This is a genomic window from Micromonospora sp. M42, from assembly GCF_000568915.1.
Taxonomy (GTDB): domain Bacteria; phylum Actinomycetota; class Actinomycetes; order Mycobacteriales; family Micromonosporaceae; genus Micromonospora; species Micromonospora chalcea.
Genome location: NZ_KK037233.1, coordinates 5,520,667 through 5,538,555 on the forward strand (window position 1 = coordinate 5,520,667; position 17,889 = coordinate 5,538,555).

15 protein-coding genes are annotated in these 17,889 nt (G+C 72.2%); 10 read left to right on the plus strand and 5 right to left on the minus strand.

The genetic code is table 11. The annotated features are described in order from the left end of the window. Positions 1 to 190 precede the first annotated feature (190 nt). Positions 191 to 391: a hypothetical protein gene (locus MCBG_RS32660; RefSeq protein WP_146074891.1), complete on the plus strand. Its 201-nt coding sequence runs from the start codon at positions 191 to 193 to the stop codon at positions 389 to 391. A gap of 320 nt (positions 392 to 711) precedes the next feature. On the opposite strand, the gene MCBG_RS25515 is transcribed toward MCBG_RS32660, so the two are convergent. The 3 genes from MCBG_RS25515 to MCBG_RS25525 form a co-directional block, all read right to left on the minus strand. Further along, complete coding sequence (locus MCBG_RS25515) at positions 712 to 2,232, minus strand: ABC transporter substrate-binding protein (protein WP_043328747.1); 1,521 nt, start codon at positions 2,230 to 2,232, stop codon at positions 712 to 714. A gap of 124 nt (positions 2,233 to 2,356) precedes the next feature. Then, the gene (locus MCBG_RS25520; RefSeq protein WP_043328749.1) at positions 2,357 to 3,313 is read right to left on the minus strand and encodes a formylglycine-generating enzyme family protein; all 957 of its coding nucleotides are present in this window, start codon (positions 3,311 to 3,313) and stop codon (positions 2,357 to 2,359) included. A 7-nt stretch (positions 3,314 to 3,320) separates the two neighbouring features. After that, positions 3,321 to 4,409 carry a 3-isopropylmalate dehydrogenase gene (locus MCBG_RS25525; protein ID WP_043328752.1) on the minus strand — a complete coding sequence of 363 codons (1,089 nt, stop codon included), beginning with the start codon at positions 4,407 to 4,409 and terminating at the stop codon, positions 3,321 to 3,323. 185 nt (positions 4,410 to 4,594) lie between these two features. On the opposite strand from MCBG_RS25525, the gene MCBG_RS25530 reads away from it, so the two are divergent. The 9 genes from MCBG_RS25530 to MCBG_RS25570 are packed head-to-tail and all read left to right on the plus strand — an operon-like array spanning position 4,595 to position 15,529. Then, positions 4,595 to 6,121, plus strand: a complete 1,527-nt coding sequence (locus MCBG_RS25530) for a MocR-like pyridoxine biosynthesis transcription factor PdxR (RefSeq protein WP_030503866.1) — start codon at positions 4,595 to 4,597, stop codon at positions 6,119 to 6,121. An 11-nt stretch (positions 6,122 to 6,132) separates the two neighbouring features. Next, on the plus strand, positions 6,133 to 7,368 hold the full coding sequence (locus MCBG_RS25535; RefSeq protein ID WP_043328753.1) for a M20 family metallopeptidase: 1,236 nt from the start codon (positions 6,133 to 6,135) through the stop codon (positions 7,366 to 7,368). Continuing rightward, a complete protein-coding gene (locus MCBG_RS25540; protein ID WP_043328755.1) occupies positions 7,365 to 8,807 on the plus strand; it encodes an aldehyde dehydrogenase family protein in 1,443 nt (480 codons plus the stop codon). Before MCBG_RS25535 ends, MCBG_RS25540 begins: the two co-directional genes overlap by 4 nt. Positions 8,808 to 8,829: 22 nt before the next feature. Next, positions 8,830 to 9,774 carry an ABC transporter permease gene (locus tag MCBG_RS25545; RefSeq protein WP_043328757.1) on the plus strand — a complete coding sequence of 315 codons (945 nt, stop codon included), beginning with the start codon at positions 8,830 to 8,832 and terminating at the stop codon, positions 9,772 to 9,774. Beyond that, on the plus strand, positions 9,771 to 10,655 hold the full coding sequence (locus tag MCBG_RS25550) for an ABC transporter permease (RefSeq protein ID WP_043328759.1): 885 nt from the start codon (positions 9,771 to 9,773) through the stop codon (positions 10,653 to 10,655). The genes MCBG_RS25545 and MCBG_RS25550 overlap by 4 nt, the downstream gene beginning before the upstream one ends. 5 nt (positions 10,656 to 10,660) lie before the next feature. Further along, the gene (locus MCBG_RS25555) at positions 10,661 to 11,647 is read left to right on the plus strand and encodes an ABC transporter ATP-binding protein (protein ID WP_223201327.1); all 987 of its coding nucleotides are present in this window, start codon (positions 10,661 to 10,663) and stop codon (positions 11,645 to 11,647) included. Further along, complete coding sequence (locus MCBG_RS25560; protein WP_030503861.1) at positions 11,644 to 12,468, plus strand: ATP-binding cassette domain-containing protein; 825 nt, start codon at positions 11,644 to 11,646, stop codon at positions 12,466 to 12,468. Before MCBG_RS25555 ends, MCBG_RS25560 begins: the two co-directional genes overlap by 4 nt. Next, positions 12,465 to 13,220: an SDR family NAD(P)-dependent oxidoreductase gene (locus tag MCBG_RS25565; protein WP_043328763.1), complete on the plus strand. Its 756-nt coding sequence runs from the start codon at positions 12,465 to 12,467 to the stop codon at positions 13,218 to 13,220. Before MCBG_RS25560 ends, MCBG_RS25565 begins: the two co-directional genes overlap by 4 nt. 8 nt (positions 13,221 to 13,228) lie before the next feature. After that, complete coding sequence (locus MCBG_RS25570) at positions 13,229 to 15,529, plus strand: arylsulfatase (protein WP_043328766.1); 2,301 nt, start codon at positions 13,229 to 13,231, stop codon at positions 15,527 to 15,529. A gap of 75 nt (positions 15,530 to 15,604) precedes the next feature. Here MCBG_RS25570 and MCBG_RS25575 read toward each other — a convergent pair whose 3' ends face one another. Both MCBG_RS25575 and MCBG_RS25580 read right to left on the minus strand, forming a co-directional pair. After that, positions 15,605 to 16,873: a dihydrolipoamide acetyltransferase family protein gene (locus tag MCBG_RS25575; protein WP_043328768.1), complete on the minus strand. Its 1,269-nt coding sequence runs from the start codon at positions 16,871 to 16,873 to the stop codon at positions 15,605 to 15,607. Positions 16,874 to 16,887: 14 nt separating this feature from the next. Continuing rightward, complete coding sequence (locus MCBG_RS25580; RefSeq protein WP_043328770.1) at positions 16,888 to 17,862, minus strand: alpha-ketoacid dehydrogenase subunit beta; 975 nt, start codon at positions 17,860 to 17,862, stop codon at positions 16,888 to 16,890. Positions 17,863 to 17,889: the final 27 nt, after the last annotated feature.

The window sequence follows — 17,889 nt, forward strand, 5'->3', positions numbered from 1 at the left end:
CCGTCCACTCCGGACGGGACCCGCCTCGCTGCGTTCCTCACCCCACCCTCCCCAGGGTGCGCTCGGCGGCGCCTCGTCGATCTTGGACTTATGGTGGCTCACAAAAGTCGCCACTCGGGCATCCTGGGCGCCACAACTCCAAGATCGGTGGAGTGGGCCGTCACGGCCCGCGCACCTCGAAGCAGGGCAGATGCTGGGCGCGCCGGACGCAGCCGGCCAGGCGTGGGGAGCGTGCCGCCTCGGCGGGTTGCTGCGCAGCGCTGTCGCCGGACTCCAGGGCCGGGCGTACGCAGTTCAGCCCCGGCTCGGCGACGATCGTCGACGTCCCGCGTCCGGGCAACGCGAACCCGGCTCGGCGATGCTCGTGCCGGTGCCCCGGGCGTTGCCCTAGAGGCCGTCGGCCGGCCCGAGCCGCTGCCGGGCCAGTCGGTGTCGGGGCGACCCGAGGCACGCCTGCACCATCACCTCGACCTCCTCGCGCACTGCGGGCCGCCACGCCGACTCGCCCGCCCCGAAGCCCGTCGCCCCGCTGCGCCGGGAGGACCCCGGCTCCGGGGATCCTCCCGGGCCGTCGATCTTGCGCCTTGTGCCCTGACGAGAGGGGTGAATCCCCCCGCACCGGGGGCCGCAACTGCAAGATCGCGGGTGCAGGCACACGTAGAAGGACCTGGTGGGCGGAGCCCACCAGGTCCTTCTGGGTCGTGGTGCTGGCTACTTCTTGGAGACCTTGGTGACGTCGAACGACTGGGTCACCGCGTCCTTCGGGTAGCCCTCGACGCCGTCGCGGATCACCGCCAGGTTCGGCAGCAGGAACAGCCAGTCGCTGGCCGCCTCCTGCGAAATGACCTTCGCGGCCTCGGCGAACTTCTTGTCCCGGGTGGCCCCGTCCAGGGCCGTGTCGGCCTCGTTCATGAGCTGCGTGACGGCCGGGTTCTTGTACCGGTAGTAGTACTCCGGCTGGCCGTAGCGGACCAGGTCACGGGGCTCGACGTGGGCGATGATCGACATGTCGTAGTTGGCCTTGCCGAGCACCTTGTCCAGCCACTGCGGCATCTCGACGTTGTTCTGGGTCACCTTGATGCCGACCTCGGCGAGCTGCGAGGCGACGAACTGCGCGGAGGCGCGGGCGTAGCCGGGCGGCGGGACGTCCATGGTCAGGGTGAGCCCGTTCGCGTGACCGGCGTCGGCGAGCAGCTGCTTGGCCTTGGCGGGGTCGTGCGGGAAGTCACCGGTGCGGTCCTCGTACCACGGGTCGCTCGGCGGCACCATGCTGCCGATCTTCGTGCCGTAGCCGGACCACACGGTCTTGATCAGCGCGTCGTGGTCGATCGCGTGGCGGATCGCCTGGCGCACCCGGACGTCGGCCAGCGGGCCCTTGCTGTTGTTCATCGACAGGACGACCTCACCGGTCGTCTTGCCCTCGATCACCTGGAACTGCTTGTTGCCCTTGAACACCTCGAGCAGCTGCGGCGCCTGGATGTTCGCCACGATGTCGAGCTGGCCGGAGAGCATCGCGTTGTTCAGCGCGTTCGCGTCGGTGATGTAGCGGAAGACGGCGGTCGCGACCTTCGCCTTCTCACCCCAGTAGCCGTCGTTGCGCACCAGGGTGATGCTGTCGCCGCGGTTCCACTTGTCGAACTTGAACGGGCCGGTGCCGTTCGGCTTGGTCCCCAGGTCGGTGGCGTTCTCCTTGAGCACCACGCCGACGCGGCCGGCGACGTCGAACAGCCAGCTCTGGCTCGGCCGCGACAGCGTCACCTCCACGGTGGACGCATCCGGCGCCTCGACGGTCTTCACGACCGTCATCTGGGACTTGAACGGGTTCGTCGAGCCCTCCGCGGTCACCCGCTTGAAGCTCCACACCACGTCCTGCGCGGTGAGCTTCTGGCCGTCGTGGAAGGTCACGCCGTCGCGGAGCTTGAACGTGTACTTGGTGCCGTCGTCGGACATCTTCCATTCGCTGGCCAGCAGCGGCTCCACCTCACCGGTGTCCGCGTTCTGGCGCACCAGGCCCTCGTACACGTTGTAGAGCAGGACCTGCGGGATCGCGGCGCCGGCCTCGGCGGTCAGGTCGAGGCTCACCGGCTCGAGGTAGGCGCCGAGGGTGACCGTACCGTTGCCGGAACCGCCACCGCCGGTGGTGGTCTCGGAGTCACCATCGCTACTGCACGCGGTCAGAGCCAGCGCCGTGGCGAGCAGCACGGCGGGCAGCGTTATCTTCAGCCGATTCATTCGTGTGTCCCATCGCGAAGAACGCCAAGGGCGCTCGTAGCCTGTGAGGCGGGACACTAGGAGTGTGGTACCCGATGCAAAAGGGCCAGTTCAGCGGGGTCGGCAGGTACCAATCGGCGTCTGACTACCGGGCCACCCGGAATCCGGTGTTGCCACTTGAGGAGTCAACGGTGGTCCGACTCCGTGCGGCCACGCGGTAACGGTTGCAATAAGAGTCGTGGCAGAGGTACGAACCACCCCTGATGACGCTCTCACCTGGTGAGACGTGTCCTCGGCGGTCGCGCCAGGGTTCGGCCGTGAGTTCCCAAACGTTGCCCGCGACGTCGTACAGGCCGTAGCCGTTCGGCGGAAACGCGGTCACCGGAGAGGTGCCCACGAACCCGTCGTCCGCCGTGTTGACAGCGGGAAAGGCGCCCTGCCAGATGTTGCACAGGTGCCGCCCGCCCGGGGTCAGCTCGTCGCCCCAGGCGTAGCGGGCCTGGGACAGCCCGCCGCGTGCCGCGTACTCCCACTCGGCCTCGGCCGCCAGCCGCGTCCCCGACCACTCGCAGTACGCCTCGGCGTCCCGGTGGGAGACGTGGACGACCGGATGCCGCTCGCGTCCGGACAGGCCCGAGCCGGGCCCGTCCGGAGCCGCCCAGCGCGCCCCCTCGACCGCCAGCCACCAGGGCGCGCCCGGCACCGTGGCGTCGAGCACCCACGGGCGCGCGGACGGGGCGAGCAGCAGGTGGAAGACGAAGGACCAGCCGTACCGTTCCGCGTCGGTGCGGTAGCCGGTGGCCTCGACGAAGCGGGCGAACTGCCGGTTCGTCACCGGTGTCGCGGCGATCTCGAACGGGGCCACGGTGACCGGGCGGACCGGCCCTTCCAGGTCCTCCGGGAAGCCCTCCGGATCGTCGGTGCCCATGAGGAAGGTACCGCCGGGCAGCGCGATCAGGTCGTCCGTACCGGCGGGGCCGGCGCGGACGGCACTGGGGCCGGCCGTCGATCCGGCGGCGGCGGGCGGGCGTTTCGGCGCGCAACACGGCGACGGCGGAGGGCTTCCTCGGCCGTCGTCCGGTTCAGCCGATTCGGTGCTCACATCCGTGCTACGCCGGCAGGACGTCCGCCTGGTACGCGTCCTCGCTGATGGCGGCGGCGACGGCGTCCCCGAAGTCCTCCGTCGACATGCCCATCTCCGGCCCGCGCATCGCGCCCAGGCGCGGCAGCACCGCCTTCACCCCGTCCTCCAGGCTGCGGGCCGCCTCCGGGTGGCCCAGGTGCTCCAGCATCAGCGCGGCGCTGAGGATCGACCCGGCGGGGTTGGCCCAGCCCCGGCCCGCGATGTCGGGCGCGGAGCCGTGCACCGGCTCGAACATGCTCGGCGCCGACCCGGTCGGGTTGAGGTTGCCGCTCGCGGCCAGGCCGAGACCGCCCTGCACGGCCGCGCCGAGGTCGGTGATGATGTCGCCGAACAGGTTGTCGGTGACCACGACGTCGAACCGCTCCGGCTGGGTGACCAGGTAGAGGCACATCGCGTCGACGTGCACGTACTCCACCGAGATCTCCGGGTACTCCGCCGCGACCTCCTCGAAGGTCCGCTGCCACAGGTCGCCGGCGTACGTGAGGATGTTCGCCTTGTGCACCAGGGTCACGTGCTTGCGGCGGGTCAGGGCCAGCCGGAAACCGTGCCGGATGAGGCGTTCGACCCCCTTGCGCGTGTTGACCGACTCCTGGGTGGCGATCTCGTCCGGCCCGCCCCGGTGGATGAAACCGCCGGCACCGACGTAGGCGCCCTCGGTGTTCTCCCGCAGGATCACCAGGTCGCACTGCTCCGGACGCAGCCCGCCGATGGGCGAGGGCACACCTGGTAGCAGCTTGACCGGCCGCAGGTTGACGTACTGGTCGAAAGCGGTCCGCAGATGGATGACCAGGCCGCGTTCCAGCACCCCGGGTGGCACCGAGGGGTCGCCGACGGCGCCGAAGAGAATGGCGTCCGCCTTGGCCAGTTCCCGCTCCACGTCCGGCGGCACGACCTGGCCGGTGATCCGCCAGTAGTCCGCGCCGAGTTCGTAGTCTTCCCAGACCAGGTCCAGCCCGAACCGCTGGGCGGCGGCGTCGCACGCCTTGACCGCCTGCGCGGTGACCTCCGGTCCGATGCCGTCGCCGGGCACCAGCGCGATTCGCTGGGCGCTCATTAGTCCACCTCTGTCCGCGTGCAGGAGACCCTCACCTGCCATCGTCGGCCAAGAGTGGCGGGATCGGGCCCTCCGCAACAGGTCCAGGTCTCCGGCTAGGCTGGTACCAGCGGGATGCGGATGGTGTGCGCAGGAGTGCGACGACGGGACGAGGCGAGATCCCCGCGAGAGGTGGGGAGGTCGAGATGGCGGATTTTCTGCTGCCGGTCAACCCGCAGAGCACGGTTCCGCTCTACGAGCAGATCATCACGGGGCTTGAGGACGCGATCCTCGCGGGGCAGTACGACGACGGCCCGCTGCCCAGCACCCGCCGTCTGGCCGAGGCGCTGGGCGTCTCCCGGAACACGGTGCTGACCGCGTACGACCGGCTCATGGAGCAGGGCCTGATCGCGACGATTCCCCGGCGCGGCCTCTACGTCTCCTCCGAGGCGGTGGTCCGGATGCGGGCCGCGCGCCGGACCTCCCGCTCCGCGACACGGCCCATCGACTGGGAGGCACGGCTGCCCGAGCCGCCGCCCACCCCCGTACACCGGGACCCGGCGTGGTCGCGGGCGCCGTTCCCCTTCGTCGTCGGCCAGCCGGATCCCGGCATGTTCCCCACCGGCGCGTGGGAGCGGGCGCAGCGCGAGGCGGTACGGCAGGACGGGCTGTCCCGGGTGATCGGGGACGCCGGCCAGGCCGACGACCCGCAGCTCGTCCGCCAGCTCTGTGAGCACGTGCTGCCGTCGCGTGGCATCTCGGCCGAGCCGAACCAGGTGATGATCACGCTGGGCTCGACGCACGCGCTGCACCTGCTGGCGAGCGTCCTGGTCCGGCCGGGCAGCGTCGTGCTGGTGGAGGACCCGGGCTACCCCGACGCGCGGACGATCATGCAGATGGCGGGCGCCGACGTGGTGCCCGGCCGGGTGGACGAGGACGGCCTCGTCGTGGAGGACCTGCCGGCCGACCTGCACGGCGCGGAGCTGGTGTACGTCACGCCGAGCCACCAGTACCCGACCGGCGCGACGATGTCGGCGTCCCGGCGTGAGGAGCTGCTGCGCCGGGCCGGCGCGGCGGACGCGGTGGTGATCGAGGACGACTACGACCCGGAGATGACGTTCCGGGGCATCCCGGCGGTCGCGGTGCGGGCGCTGGACGACGAGGACCGCGTGGTCTACCTCGGCAGCTTCAGCAAGCTGCTGGCGCCGGGCCTGCGGCTCGGTTACGTGGTGGCGTCCCCGGCGCTGGTGGAGGCGATGCGGGCCCGCTCCCGCTACGTGCTGCGCCACCCGCCCGGACCGATGCAGCGCGCCCTGGCCCGGATGATCGCCAGCCGGGACCTCGCCCGCCACGTGCGGCGTATCCGCGCCCACTACCAGGGGCTGTACGAGGAGATGACGCGCGCGATCGAGCGCCACGTGCGCTGGGGGCCGCAGCCGGTGCCGCGCGGCGGCCTGGCCCGGTGGATCACCGGCCCGCCCGGTCTGGACGCCGGGCAGCTCGCCGTCGACCTGCGCCGCCAGGGTGTCCTGCTCGACCCGGGCGAGCCGTACTGGACCACCCGCCCCACCCCGCGTCACCACTTGCGGCTGGGGTACCAGGTGATGCCGCTGGACCGGATCGACGAGGGGGTCCGGCGGGTCGCCGCGGCCGTAGAAGACCAGGTCCGGCCACGGCTGGTACCCCCACCGACCCGGAAACTGGACGTTCCCCTCCGGGGTCGGAGTTCGTAACCTCCGACGCCATGACGTCGGACACCCATGCCTCCCTCCGCGCCGGCCATCTCGTGGACGAGCAAGCCGTCGTGTCGCTCACCCAGGACCTGGTCCGCATCCCCTCGACCTGGGACGCCGCGCAGGGGCGGAGCGAGCAGCCAGTGGCGGAGCTCGTCGCGCAGGTCATGCGGGGCTTCGGCTGGCGGCCGGAGGTCACCGAGGTCGTTCCCGGGCGGCCCAACGTGGTGGCGGTGGTGGAGGGCGGCCTGCCCGGTCCGACGCTGATGTTCGAGGGGCACACCGACGTCGTCACCGAGGGTTCTCCCGAGGAGTGGACGGTCGACCCGTTCGGCGGCGACATCGTCGACGGGCGGCTGTACGGTCGCGGCTCCGCCGACATGAAGGCCGGCGTCGCCGCGATGATCCACGCGGCCCGGGCCGTCGAGCTGGCCGGACCGTTCCCGGGCCGGATCGTGGTGGCGGCCCTGGTGGACGAGGAGGGCCAGATGCTCGGCGCGAAGCACTTCACCACCACCGCGCTGGCCCGCGAGGTGGACGCCGCGATCATCTGCGAGCCGGAGGCGGAGGAGATCTGCGCGGTCGCCAAGGGCGCGGTCCGCCTGCTGGTCACCTGCACCGGCAAGATGGCGCACGGCGCGATGCCGCAGCACGGCCGCAACCCCGTACCGGCGGTGGCGGAACTGGTGGCCGCGCTCGGCCGGTACCAGAAGGAGCTGCAGGCCGACCCGGGGGAGCACGAGCACCTCGGCTTGACGTTCCTGACCCCCACGGTCCTGGACGCCGGCTCCGCCGACCAGCTCAACGTCATCCCCGGCCGCGCCGTGCTCGGCGTGGACTGCCGGACCGTCCCCGGCGTCGACCACGCCGCGCTCGCCGCGCGCGTGCGCTCCGACGCCGACGAAATCGGCGCCCGGCACGGCGTCAGCTTCGCCGTCGAGGTCGTCGACGACCGGCCGTGCGCGGTCACCCCGGAGGACCACCCGATCTCCCTGGCGGTGGCGCAGGCGCACAGCGCCGTCACCGGTACGGCGCCGGTCTTCGGCGGTGTGCCCGGCGCGACCGACGGCACCATCCTGTGGCGCGACAGCGGCATCCCGAACGTGGTGTACGGCCCCGGCCCGAAGTGGATCGCCCACCAGCCCGACGAGTACGTCGAGGTCGACGACATCGTCCGCAAGACCAGGGTCTACGCCGAGGCGGCGCTGGCCTTCCTCACCGGCGCCGCGACGGGTGCGGCGTCGTGACCGCGCAGGAGCTGCTGACCGCGCTGCCCGCCGGCCTGCCGATCGGCGCGGGCTGGGCCACCACCGCGCAGACCGCGCCGGTCCGTTTCCCGTACGACGGCAGCACCGTGACCCAGGCGCCCTGGGGTGACACCGCCGACGCGGAAGCGGCTGTCGACGCCGCGCACGAGGTCGCCGCGGAGATGGCCGGCCTGCCCGGTCACCGGCGGCGCGCCATCCTCACGACAGTCGCCGCCGAGGTCCGCGCCCGCGCCGACGACCTCGCCGAACTGCTGGTCCTGGAGACCGGCAAGCCGCTTGTCGACTGCCGGGTCGAGGTCGCCCGCACGCTCGTCACGCTGGAGACGGCGGCCGAGGAGGTCGGGCACCTCACCGGCGAGACGGTGGCACTGGACATGCAGCCGGCCGGCGAGGGCATGCTCGGCTTCTGGGTACGCCGACCGGTCGGCGTCGTCGTCGGCATCACCGGGTTCAACTACCCGCTGCTGCTGGCCGCCCACAAGGTCGCGCCGTCGGTGGCGGCGGGCTGCCCGGTGATCGTCAAGCCGGCGCCGAACACGCCGCTGGCCACGCTGGTGCTGATCGACCTGTTCCGCCGGGCGGGCTGCCCGGCCGCCGGCGTCCAGCTCGTCACCGGCGGTGTCGAGGTCGGCAAGCTCCTGACCACCCACCCGCGCGTCGCCGCCGTGTCGTTCACCGGGTCCGCGCAGGTCGGCCACCAGATCGCCCGCGCCGCGGCCCCGCGCAAGGTGCTGCTGGAACTCGGGTCCAACGCGGCGCTCGTCGTCGGCCGCGACGCCGACCTCGACCGGGCTGCGGAAGCGGTCGTACGCGGCGGGTTCTACGCCTCCGGCCAGGCGTGCATCAGCGTGCAGCGGGTGATCGTCGAGGAGCCGGTCCGCGAGGCGCTGCTGGACCGCCTCCGGCCGCTGCTGGCGAACGTCACCACAGGTGATCCCCGGTCCGCCGACACCCGCGTGTCCGCCCTGGTGGACGAGGCGTCCACCGAGCGGGTCCACTCGTGGGTGGACCGCGCGGTCGCCGCCGGGGCGCGCTGCCTGGCCGGCGGTACGGCGCAGGGCCGGGTGCTGCAGCCGACGGTGCTCGTCGACGTCCCCGAGGGCGCCGAGTGCTGGGCGGAGGAGATCTTCGGGCCGGTGGTCTGCGTCCGGTCGGTGCCGGACATGGACGCGGCAGTCGAGCTGGTCAACCGGTCCCGCTACGGGCTCCAGGCCGCCGTCTTCACCCGCGACCTGGCGGTGGCCCTCGACGTGGTGCGCCGCCTCGACGTCGGTGGCGTGCTCGTCAACGAGGTGCCCGGCTTCCGCGCCGACAACATGCCGTACGGCGGCGTCAAGGACTCCGGCATCGGCCGGGAGGGACCGCGCTTCGCCATGGAGGAGCTGACCGTGACCAAGATGGTGATGATCAGGCCATGATTCGGAGTGGGAGCACACAGGCATGGTGATCTACTTCGTCCGGCGGCTGGCCATCCTCGCGGTATCCCTGTTCGCCGCGTCGATCCTCGTCTTCACGATGCTGTCGCTGCTGCCGGGCGACCAGGCGCAGGCGATGCTCGGCGTGAACGCCACGCCGGAGGCGCTGGAGGCGCTGCGGGAGCAGTTCGGGACGAACCGCCCCTTCACCGAGCGGTACCTCGACTGGGCCGGCGGCCTGATCCGCGGTGACTTCGGCATCTCGCCGCTGAGCGGGGTGTCGGTCGGCTCGGAGATCGGCGACAAGCTCGGCGTGACGGTGCCGCTGATCCTGGCCGGGATGACGCTGGCGCTGCTCATCGCCGTACCGCTGGGCATCCTCGCCGCGGTGAAGAGCCGGACCGCGATCGGCACGGCGCTGTCCGCGCTGAGCCAGGTCGGCATCGCCGTTCCGTCGTTCTGGCTCGGCATCCTGCTCATCACCGTGTTCGCGGTGAAGCTGCAGTGGCTGCCCGCCGGCGGGTTCACCGGATGGGACGACTTCGGCGGCACCGTGCGGGCCCTGCTGATGCCGGCGCTGGTCCTCGGCGTGGCCCAGGGCGCGATCCTGATGCGCTACGTCCGGTCCGCGGTGGTCGAGGTCATGCAGGAGGACTTCATCCAGACCGCGCGGGCCAAGGGGCTCAGCCGCTCGCAGGCGCTGACCCGGCACGCGCTGCGCAACGCGGCCATTCCGGTCATCACCGTCCTCGGTCTGCAACTCGCGACGCTGCTCATCGGCACCGTCGTGATCGAGAACGTCTTCGGCCTGCCCGGTCTCGGTCGGATGCTGCTGCAGGACGTGGGCAACCGCGACCTGCTGAAGGTGCAGGGCACGGTGATGGTGCTGACCGCCGCGGTGCTTCTGATCAACTTCGTCGTCGACGTGGTGTACCACGCGGTCGACCCCAGGCTGAGGAGCAAGGCATGACATCAGTCGCCGACGCCCCACCGGACGCCACCGCCGACGTCGTCGCGGCCGGCCCGGTCAAGCCGCGCCGCCGCTGGAACCTCACGCTGGTGATCGGCGCCGGCCTGGTGGGCCTGGTCGTCCTCACCGCGCTGGTGTCGTTCCTCTGGACGCCGTACGACCCCACCCGGGTCGACCCGTCGCAGACGCTGCTCTCCCCGGGCGGCGACCACTGGCTCGGCACCGACCACTTCGGCCGGGACATCGTCAGCCAGCTCCTCGTCGGCGCGCGGACCACACTGTTCGTCGGCGTCGTCGCGGTGGCGATCGCGGCCGTCGTCGGCGTACCGCTGGGTCTGCTCGCCGCCACCGGGCACCGCTGGCTCAGCGAGCCGGTGATGCGGGCGCTGGACATCGTGTTCGCGTTCCCGGCCATCCTGCTGGCGATCATCCTGGCGGCAGGCTTCGGCGCGTCCACGCTCACCGGCATGATCGCGATCGGCGTCGCCAACGTCCCGGTGTTCGGCCGCCTCACCCGGGCCGGCGCGATGCAGGTGCTGCAGAGCGACTTCGTGCTGGCCGCGCGCAGCTACGGCCGCCGGGGCGTGGTGCTCATGGTCCGGTACGTGCTGCCCAACATCGCGGCCCTGCTGATCGTGCAGGCGTCGGTGTCGTTCGCGCACGCGGTGCTCGCCGAGGCGGCGCTGTCCTACCTCGGGTACGGCACCCCGCCGCCGACCCCCACCTGGGGCCGGATGCTCCAGGAGGCCCAGAACTACTTCGTCGTGCAGCCGATGCTGGCCGTCTGGCCCGGTCTGGCCATCGCCCTGTCGGTGCTCGGGTTCAACCTCATGGGCGACGGGCTGCGCGACGCCCTCGACCCGCGGCTGAGAGGACGGTGACCGGCGTGAGCGGGCTCGTGGTGGAGGACCTCGTCGTCAAGGTCCACGACATCCAGGCCGTCAAGGGCGTCTCGTTCGAGATCGGGCGGGGCCGGCGGATGGGGCTCATCGGCGAGTCCGGCTGCGGCAAGTCCCTGACCGCGCTCGCGCTGATGGGCCTGCTGCCGCACGGTGTGACGGCGTCCGGCCGGGTGCTGCTCAACGGGCGGAACCTGCTCGACCTGTCCGACAAGCAGATGTGCGCGGTCCGTGGCAACGACATCGCCATGGTGTTCCAGGAGCCGATGACGGCGCTGAACCCGCTGATGCGGGTCGGCAACCAGGTCGCCGAGTCGCTGCGGCTGCACAAGGGGATGAGCCGCGCGGCGGCCTCCGCCCGCGCCGTCGAACTGCTCGAACGGGTCCAGCTGCCCGAGCCCGACCGGACCGCGCGCAAGTACCCGCACCAGCTCTCCGGCGGTCAGCGCCAGCGGGTCGTGCTGGCCATCGCGCTGGCGTGCGACCCGGCCGTGCTGGTCGCGGACGAGCCCACCACCGCGCTGGACGTCACGGTGCAGGCGGAGATGCTGCGGCTGATGGACACGCTGGTGCGCGAGGAGGGCGCGTCGCTGCTGCTCATCACGCACGACCTGCCGGTGGTCGCCAGCATCTGCGAGGAACTGCTCGTCATGTACGGCGGCTCGATCGTCGAGCACGGCGACGTGGCGACCGTCTTCGACTCGCCCCGGCACCCGTACACGGCGGGCCTGCGGGCGTCGACGGTGCTGGAGAGCACCGACGGCAGCGGCCGACTGTCGACCATCCCGGGCCGCGTGCCGTCGCTCGGGTCGTTCCCCACCGGCTGCGTGTACCGCAACCGCTGCTCGCGCGCCGACGACGTCTGCGGCACCGTGCCGCTGCTGACGGCGCCGCCCGGCAGCACCCAGCGGGCCGCCTGCCACCACCCGATCGAGAGCGACCAGCCCCTAGGAAGCGGGAAGGCCAGCGCATGACCACCACCCCGTTGCTGGAAGCCGTCGACGTGGTGCGCGAGTACCGCGCCCCGCGGCGGTCGCTGCGTACGCCGGGCCAGCCGATCCGCGCGCTCGACGGCGTGAGCGTGCAGGTCCACGAGGGCGAGGCGTTCGGCATCGTGGGGGAGAGCGGCTCCGGCAAGTCGACGCTGTCGCGCATCCTCATGGCCCTCGACCAGCCGACGTCGGGCACCGCGTTCTACAACGGCCAGCGCATCAGCGGCGTACCGGAGCGGAAGCTCGCGTTCCTGCGGCGCGACGTGCAGATGGTGCTCCAGGACCCGATGTCGTCGCTGAACCCGCGGATGCGCGTCGCGGACATCATCGCGGAGCCGATGCGCGCGCTGCGCCTGCCCGGCGACCACCGGGCCCGGGTGGCCGAGCTGATGCACTCCGTCGGCCTGCCCGAGGAGGCGGTGACCCGCTACCCGCACCAGTTCTCCGGCGGTCAGCGGCAGCGCATCGCGATCGCCCGCGCCCTCGCGGCCGGGCCCAAGGTCATCGTCGGGGACGAGCCGGTCAGCGCGCTCGACGTGTCGGTGCGCGCGCAGATCCTCAACCTGCTCACCGACCTGGCCGAGCAGTTCAAGCTGACCCTGATCCTGGTCTCCCACGACCTGTCCGTGGTCCGGTACCTCTGCGACCGGATCGCGGTGATGAACCAGGGCCGGATCGTCGAGACGGGTGACACCGAATCGATCTACTCCGACCCTCAGCACCCCTACACCCAGAGGCTGCTGTCCGCGGTGCCCACCCTGAGCGGCGACCTCCTGGACCGATTCAACAGGAGCAGCACATGAGGTTGGTTGACCGCGTCGCCGTCGTCACCGGAGGCGCCAGCGGCATCGGACTGGCCACCGTCGGCCGGCTGGTCGAGGAGGGCGCGCGCGTCGTCATCGCCGACCTCGACGGCGACCGCGCCGCCGAGGCGGCCGCCGGCTTCGGGTCCGCCGTCGTCGGCGTGGCCTGCGACGTCACCCGGGCGCAGGACTGCCGCGCCGCCGTCGAGACCGCCGTCGAGCGGTTCGGGCGGCTCGACCTCATGCACGCGAACGCCGGTACGCCGTTCACCGGACCGGTCGACGAGGTGGACCAGGCGACGCTGGACCGCGTGATCGACGTCAACCTCAAGGGCGCGTTCTGGACCGCGCAGGCGGCCGTGCCCGCGCTGATCGAGGCCGGCGGCGGCGCGATCGTGTTCACCGCGTCCCTGCAGGCCGTCATCGCCCGCCCCCGGTACGCGCCGTACACCGCCGCCAAGCACGGCGTCATCGGCCTGATGAAGGCGCTGGCGCTGGAACTCGCGCCGCACGGCATCCGGGTCAACGCGATCGCCCCGGCGGCGACCGAGACGCCGATGTTGTCGGCGTTCCTCGGTGGCATGGGCGACGTGCCGGACAGCGCCAGGGAGAACTTCCGCGCGTCGATCCCGCTGGGCCGCATGGCGACGCCACGGGACTCCGCCGACGCGGTGGTGTTCCTCGCCAGCGAGGAGGCGCGGATGGTCACGGGCCACACGCTCGTCCTCGACGGCGGCACGACGGCCGGCTGAGGCGTACCGTGACCAGTTCGCTGGCGGACCCTCCGTACGAGGGCACGATCGGACGCACCTACCACGACTCGACGGAGCACTGGAGCGCGCCGCCGTCGGCCGCCCCGGGCACCCCGAACGTGGTGTACGTGCTGCTGGACGACGTCGGGTTCGCCGACTTCGGCTGCTTCGGCGCCGAGATCGACACCCCGACGATCGACCGGCTGGCCGCGTCCGGGCTGCGGTACACCAACTTCCACACCTCGCCGCTGTGCTCGCCGACCCGGGCCAGCGTGCTCACCGGCCGCAACCACCACAGCGTCGGCATGCGCATGCTGTCCAACTTCGACAGCGGCTTCCCCAGCGGCCGGGGGCGGATCACCCACGCCGCCGCCACCGTCGCGGAGATGCTCGCCGACGCCGGGTTCAACACCATGGCGGTCGGCAAGTGGCACGTCGCGCCGCTGGAGCACACCACGCCGTCCGGGCCGTACGACCAGTGGCCGCTGGGGCGCGGCTTCGAGCGGTACTACGGCTTCCTGGAGGCGGAGACCGACAACTTCTATCCGGAGCTGGTCCACGACAACCACCAGGTGGACCCGCCGGCCACCCCGGAGGAGGGTTACCACCTCACCGAGGACCTGACCGACCGGGCCATCGGGTTCGTCCGGGACCAGACGTCGTTCACCCCGGAGAAGCCGTTCTTCCTCTATCTGGCGTACGCCGCGGCGCACGCCCCGCACCAGGCCCCGCCGGAGTACCTGGCGAAGTACCGGGGCCGCTACGACGCCGGCTGGGACGTCGTCCGCGCGGACCGGCACCGGCGGCAGATCGGGCTGGGCATCATCCCGCCGGACGCGCCGCTGCCACCGCACAACCCCGGCGTCGTGCCGTGGGACGACGTGCCGCCGGAGCAGCGCCGCCTGTTCGCCCGCATGCAGGAGGCGTACGCGGCGATGGTCGACCACACCGACGCCCAGCTCGGGCGCCTGGTCGACTTCCTGGAGCGGATCGGCCGCCTCGACAACACGATCTTCGTGGTCATGTCGGACAACGGGGCCAGCCCCGAGGGCACGCCGCTCGGCACGCTCAACCCCACCGCCTTCCAGAACCGGGTGCCGGAGAATCTCCAGGACAGCCTGGACCGGATCGACGAGATCGGCGGCCCGCGGGCGCAGAGCAACTACCCGCTGGGCTGGGCGCAGGTCAGCAACACCCCGTTCCGCCGCTACAAGCAGCACACCCACGAGGGCGGGGTCCGGGTGCCGTTCGTGCTGAGCTGGCCGGCCGGTGACGTGCCCGGCGGGCAGGTGCGCACGCAGTTCCAGCACAGCATCGACGTCACCGCGACGGTGCTCGACCTGGTCGGGGTGCAGCCGCCCGCGGTGCGCCGGGGCGTACCGCAGATGCCGCTGCACGGCCGCAGCTTCCGCGACGGGCTGCGCGACCCGGCGGCGCCGCCGTCGCGGGACCGCCAGTACTTCGAGATGTTCGGCCACCGTGGCATCTACCACCAGGGCTGGAAGGCTGTCGCGTTCCACGAGCGCGGCACCTCGTGGGACGAGGACCGCTGGGAGCTGTACCGGATCGACGAGGACCCGACCGAGAGCCGGGACCTCGCCGCCGAGTACCCGGAGGTGCTGCGGCGTCTCATCGAGGAGTTCTGGATCGAGGCGGCCCGCTACGACGTGCTGCCGCTGGACGACAGGGGATTCGCGGTCCGGGCCCGGGTGCCACGCCCCGGGTCGGTGCGGGACCGGCTTGTCTTCACCTACCTGGCGGGCGTACCGACTGTGTCCGGCGCGGCGGTGCCGCCGACGATGAACCGCTCGCACGCCATCACCGCGCGGCTGCGCCGCACCGACGCGGCGCAGGGCGGCGTGATCGTGGCGCTCGGCAACGTCAGCGGCGGCTACGTGCTGCACATCAAGGACAACCGCCTGGTGTACGAGTACAACTACCTCGGCGAGCACCACGTGCTGCGGTCCGAGGGCGAGCTGCCGCTGGGCCCGGTGGAGCTGACCTTCGAGCTGACCAAGACCGCCGACTGCCAGGGCGTCGGCCGGCTGTACGTGGACGGCGAGGCGGCGGGCGCGGCGCTGTTCCCGCGGTTGCTGCCGTTCTTCCACGGGTTCGCCGGCATGGACATCGGGCGCAGCATCCACTCGCCGGTGTCGCCGAGCTACCCGGCCCGGCACGAGTTCTCCGGCGAGCTGGAGTACGTGCGGTTCCGGCTGGCCGCGTCCGAGGAGGTCGGCGAGCCCATCGCGGCGGCGGACGACGTCGCGCCACGGCCGTCGGCCGGCGTGGGGTTCGAGGTCGTGGACTGACGCGCGCGGCGCGTACGGCGACGGCGCGTGGACGGACCTCGTTGTCCGTCCACGCGCCGTCTGTCTGCGGGGGCCTCAGCGCAGGGCCAGGCCCCACAGCGGGTCCTCCAGGAACCGCCCGACGTGGGCGAGCACCCGGCTGCCCAGCTCCCCGTCCACGAGCCGGTGGTCGAACGACAGTGACAACTGCACCGTCCACCGGGGAACGACCTGCTCGTCGACGACCCACGGCATGCGGCGCAGCGCGCCGAGGCAGAGGATCGCCGCCTCACCGGGGTTGAGGATCGGGGTGCCCGCGTCCACCCCGAACACTCCGATGTTGGTGATGGTGACGGTGCCGCCGGCCAGGTCGGCGGGACGGGTGCGGCCCTCCCGCGCGGTGGCCGCCAGCTCGTTCAGCGCGACCGCGAGGTCCCGTACCGGAAGGGTCTGCGCGGCCTTGACGTTCGGCACCAGCAGGCCGCGCGGCGTCGCGGCGGCGATGCCGAGGTTGACGTCGGCGAACCGGACGATCTCCTGGTTCTCCTCGTCCCACCGGGCGTTGACGTCCGGGTGCCGGCGGATCGCGTCCAGCAGCGCCAGCGACGCCACGAGCAGCGGGCTGACCTTGATGCCCTGGAAGGACGGGTCCTGCTTCAGCCGGTCCACGAACTCGACGGTGCCGGTCATGTCGACGGTGAGGAACTCCGTGACGTGCGGCGCGGTGAACGCGCTGGCGACCATGGCGGCGGCCGTCGCCTTGCGCACCCCGCGTACGGGCAGGCGCTCGTCCCGCCGGGCGTCGGTCGCCGCTGCCGGGCCGGTGGTGTGGTCGAGCAGGTCCTGGCGCGTGATCCGGCCGCCGGGGCCGCTGCCGCGCACGTCGGCCAGTTCCACGCCGAGGTCCTTGGCTAGCTTGCGCAGCGGCGGCTTGGTGAGCACCGGCGGCCGGGACGTGTGCGGCCGGCGGGCCGGCTCGGCCGGGCGGACCGACGGCGTGGCGCGACGGGGCCGGCGGGTCCGCGCCTGGGCGGACACCCCGTAGCCCACGAGCACCGCGGTACGTTCCTCGGCGGGCTCCTCGGCGGGCGGCGATGCGGCATCCGGCGCGGCGTCCGCGTCACCGCCGGTCCGGATCGCGATGATCGGCGCGCCGACCTCGACGGTCTGCCCCTCCTCGGCGAGCAGGCGGTCCACCACCCCGGCGTACGGGCTGGGCAGCTCGACGACGGCCTTTGCCGTCTCGATGTCCACCAGGATGTCGTTGAGGCCGACCGGATCGCCCGGAGCGACCCGCCAGGTGACGATCTCGGCCTCGGTGAGACCTTCGCCGACGTCGGGCAGGCGGAACTGCTGAACGCTCACTGGTACCTCTCCCTTCACGCGGCCAGGACGCGGTCGACGGCGTCGAGGATCCGGTCCAGGTCGGGCAGGTACTCCTCCTCGACCTTGGCCGGCGGGTACGGCAGGTTGAACCCGCCGACCCGCTCGACCGGCGCCTCCAGCGAGTAGAAGCACCGGCTCGTCACCTGCGCGACGACCTCGGCGCCGAACCCGGCGAACGTGGGGGCCTCGTGGACCACCACCGCCCGCCCGGTACGGCGGACCGACTCCTCGATGGTCGCCACGTCCAGCGGGGAGATGGACCGCAGGTCGATCACCTCGATGTCGCGGCCCTCCTGCGCCGCGGCCTCGGCGGCGGCGACGCAGGTGGCGACGGTGCCGCCGTACGTCAGCAGCGTCACGTCGGCGCCGGGGCGCACGACGCGGGCGCGGTGAAGCGGCATCGGCGGCCCGGCGTCCTCCGGCGTCACCTCGCCCTTGACCCAGTAGCGGCGCTTCGGCTCGTAGAAGATCACCGGGTCGTCACCGGCGACGGCCTGGCGGATCATCCAGTGCGCGTCGTCCGGGCTGGCGCAGTAGACGACCCGCAGCCCGGCGGTGTGCGCGAAGTACGCCTCGTTCGACTCGCTGTGGTGCTCCACCGCGCCGATGCCGCCGCCGACCGGGATGCGCACCACCACCGGCAGGGCGGTACGGCCGCCGGTGCGGGCCCGCATCTTGGCGAGCTGGGAGACGATCTGGTTGAACGCGGGGTAGACGAAGCCGTCGAACTGGATCTCGCAGACCGGGCGGTACCCGCGCAGCGCCAGCCCGATGGCGGTGCCGATGATCCCGGACTCGGCGAGGGTGGTGTCCACCACCCGGGCCTCGCCGAAGTCCTTCTGCAGACCGTCGGTGACCCGGAAGACGCCGCCGAGCCGGCCGACGTCCTCGCCCATCAGGAGGACCTTGTCGTCGTCCTCCATGGCGCGGCGCAGGCCGCTGTTCAGTGCCTGACAGAGAGTGAGCATGAACGAGTTCTCCGATCGGGGCGGACG

Bases quoted from the DNA above. Each gene is read 5' to 3' on its own strand.
- MCBG_RS32660 (WP_146074891.1), top strand. From the start codon at position 191: ATGCTGGGCGCGCCGGACGCAGCCGGCCAGGCGTGGGGAGCGTGCCGC.
- MCBG_RS25515 (WP_043328747.1), bottom strand. From the start codon at position 2,232: ATGAATCGGCTGAAGATAACGCTGCCCGCCGTGCTGCTCGCCACGGCG.
- MCBG_RS25525 (WP_043328752.1), bottom strand. From the start codon at position 4,409: ATGAGCGCCCAGCGAATCGCGCTGGTGCCCGGCGACGGCATCGGACCG.
- MCBG_RS25530 (WP_030503866.1), top strand. From the start codon at position 4,595: ATGGCGGATTTTCTGCTGCCGGTCAACCCGCAGAGCACGGTTCCGCTC.
- MCBG_RS25535 (WP_043328753.1), top strand. From the start codon at position 6,133: ATGACGTCGGACACCCATGCCTCCCTCCGCGCCGGCCATCTCGTGGAC.
- MCBG_RS25545 (WP_043328757.1), top strand. From the start codon at position 8,830: ATGGTGATCTACTTCGTCCGGCGGCTGGCCATCCTCGCGGTATCCCTG.
- MCBG_RS25550 (WP_043328759.1), top strand. From the start codon at position 9,771: ATGACATCAGTCGCCGACGCCCCACCGGACGCCACCGCCGACGTCGTC.
- MCBG_RS25560 (WP_030503861.1), top strand. From the start codon at position 11,644: ATGACCACCACCCCGTTGCTGGAAGCCGTCGACGTGGTGCGCGAGTAC.
- MCBG_RS25565 (WP_043328763.1), top strand. From the start codon at position 12,465: ATGAGGTTGGTTGACCGCGTCGCCGTCGTCACCGGAGGCGCCAGCGGC.
- MCBG_RS25580 (WP_043328770.1), bottom strand. From the start codon at position 17,862: ATGCTCACTCTCTGTCAGGCACTGAACAGCGGCCTGCGCCGCGCCATG.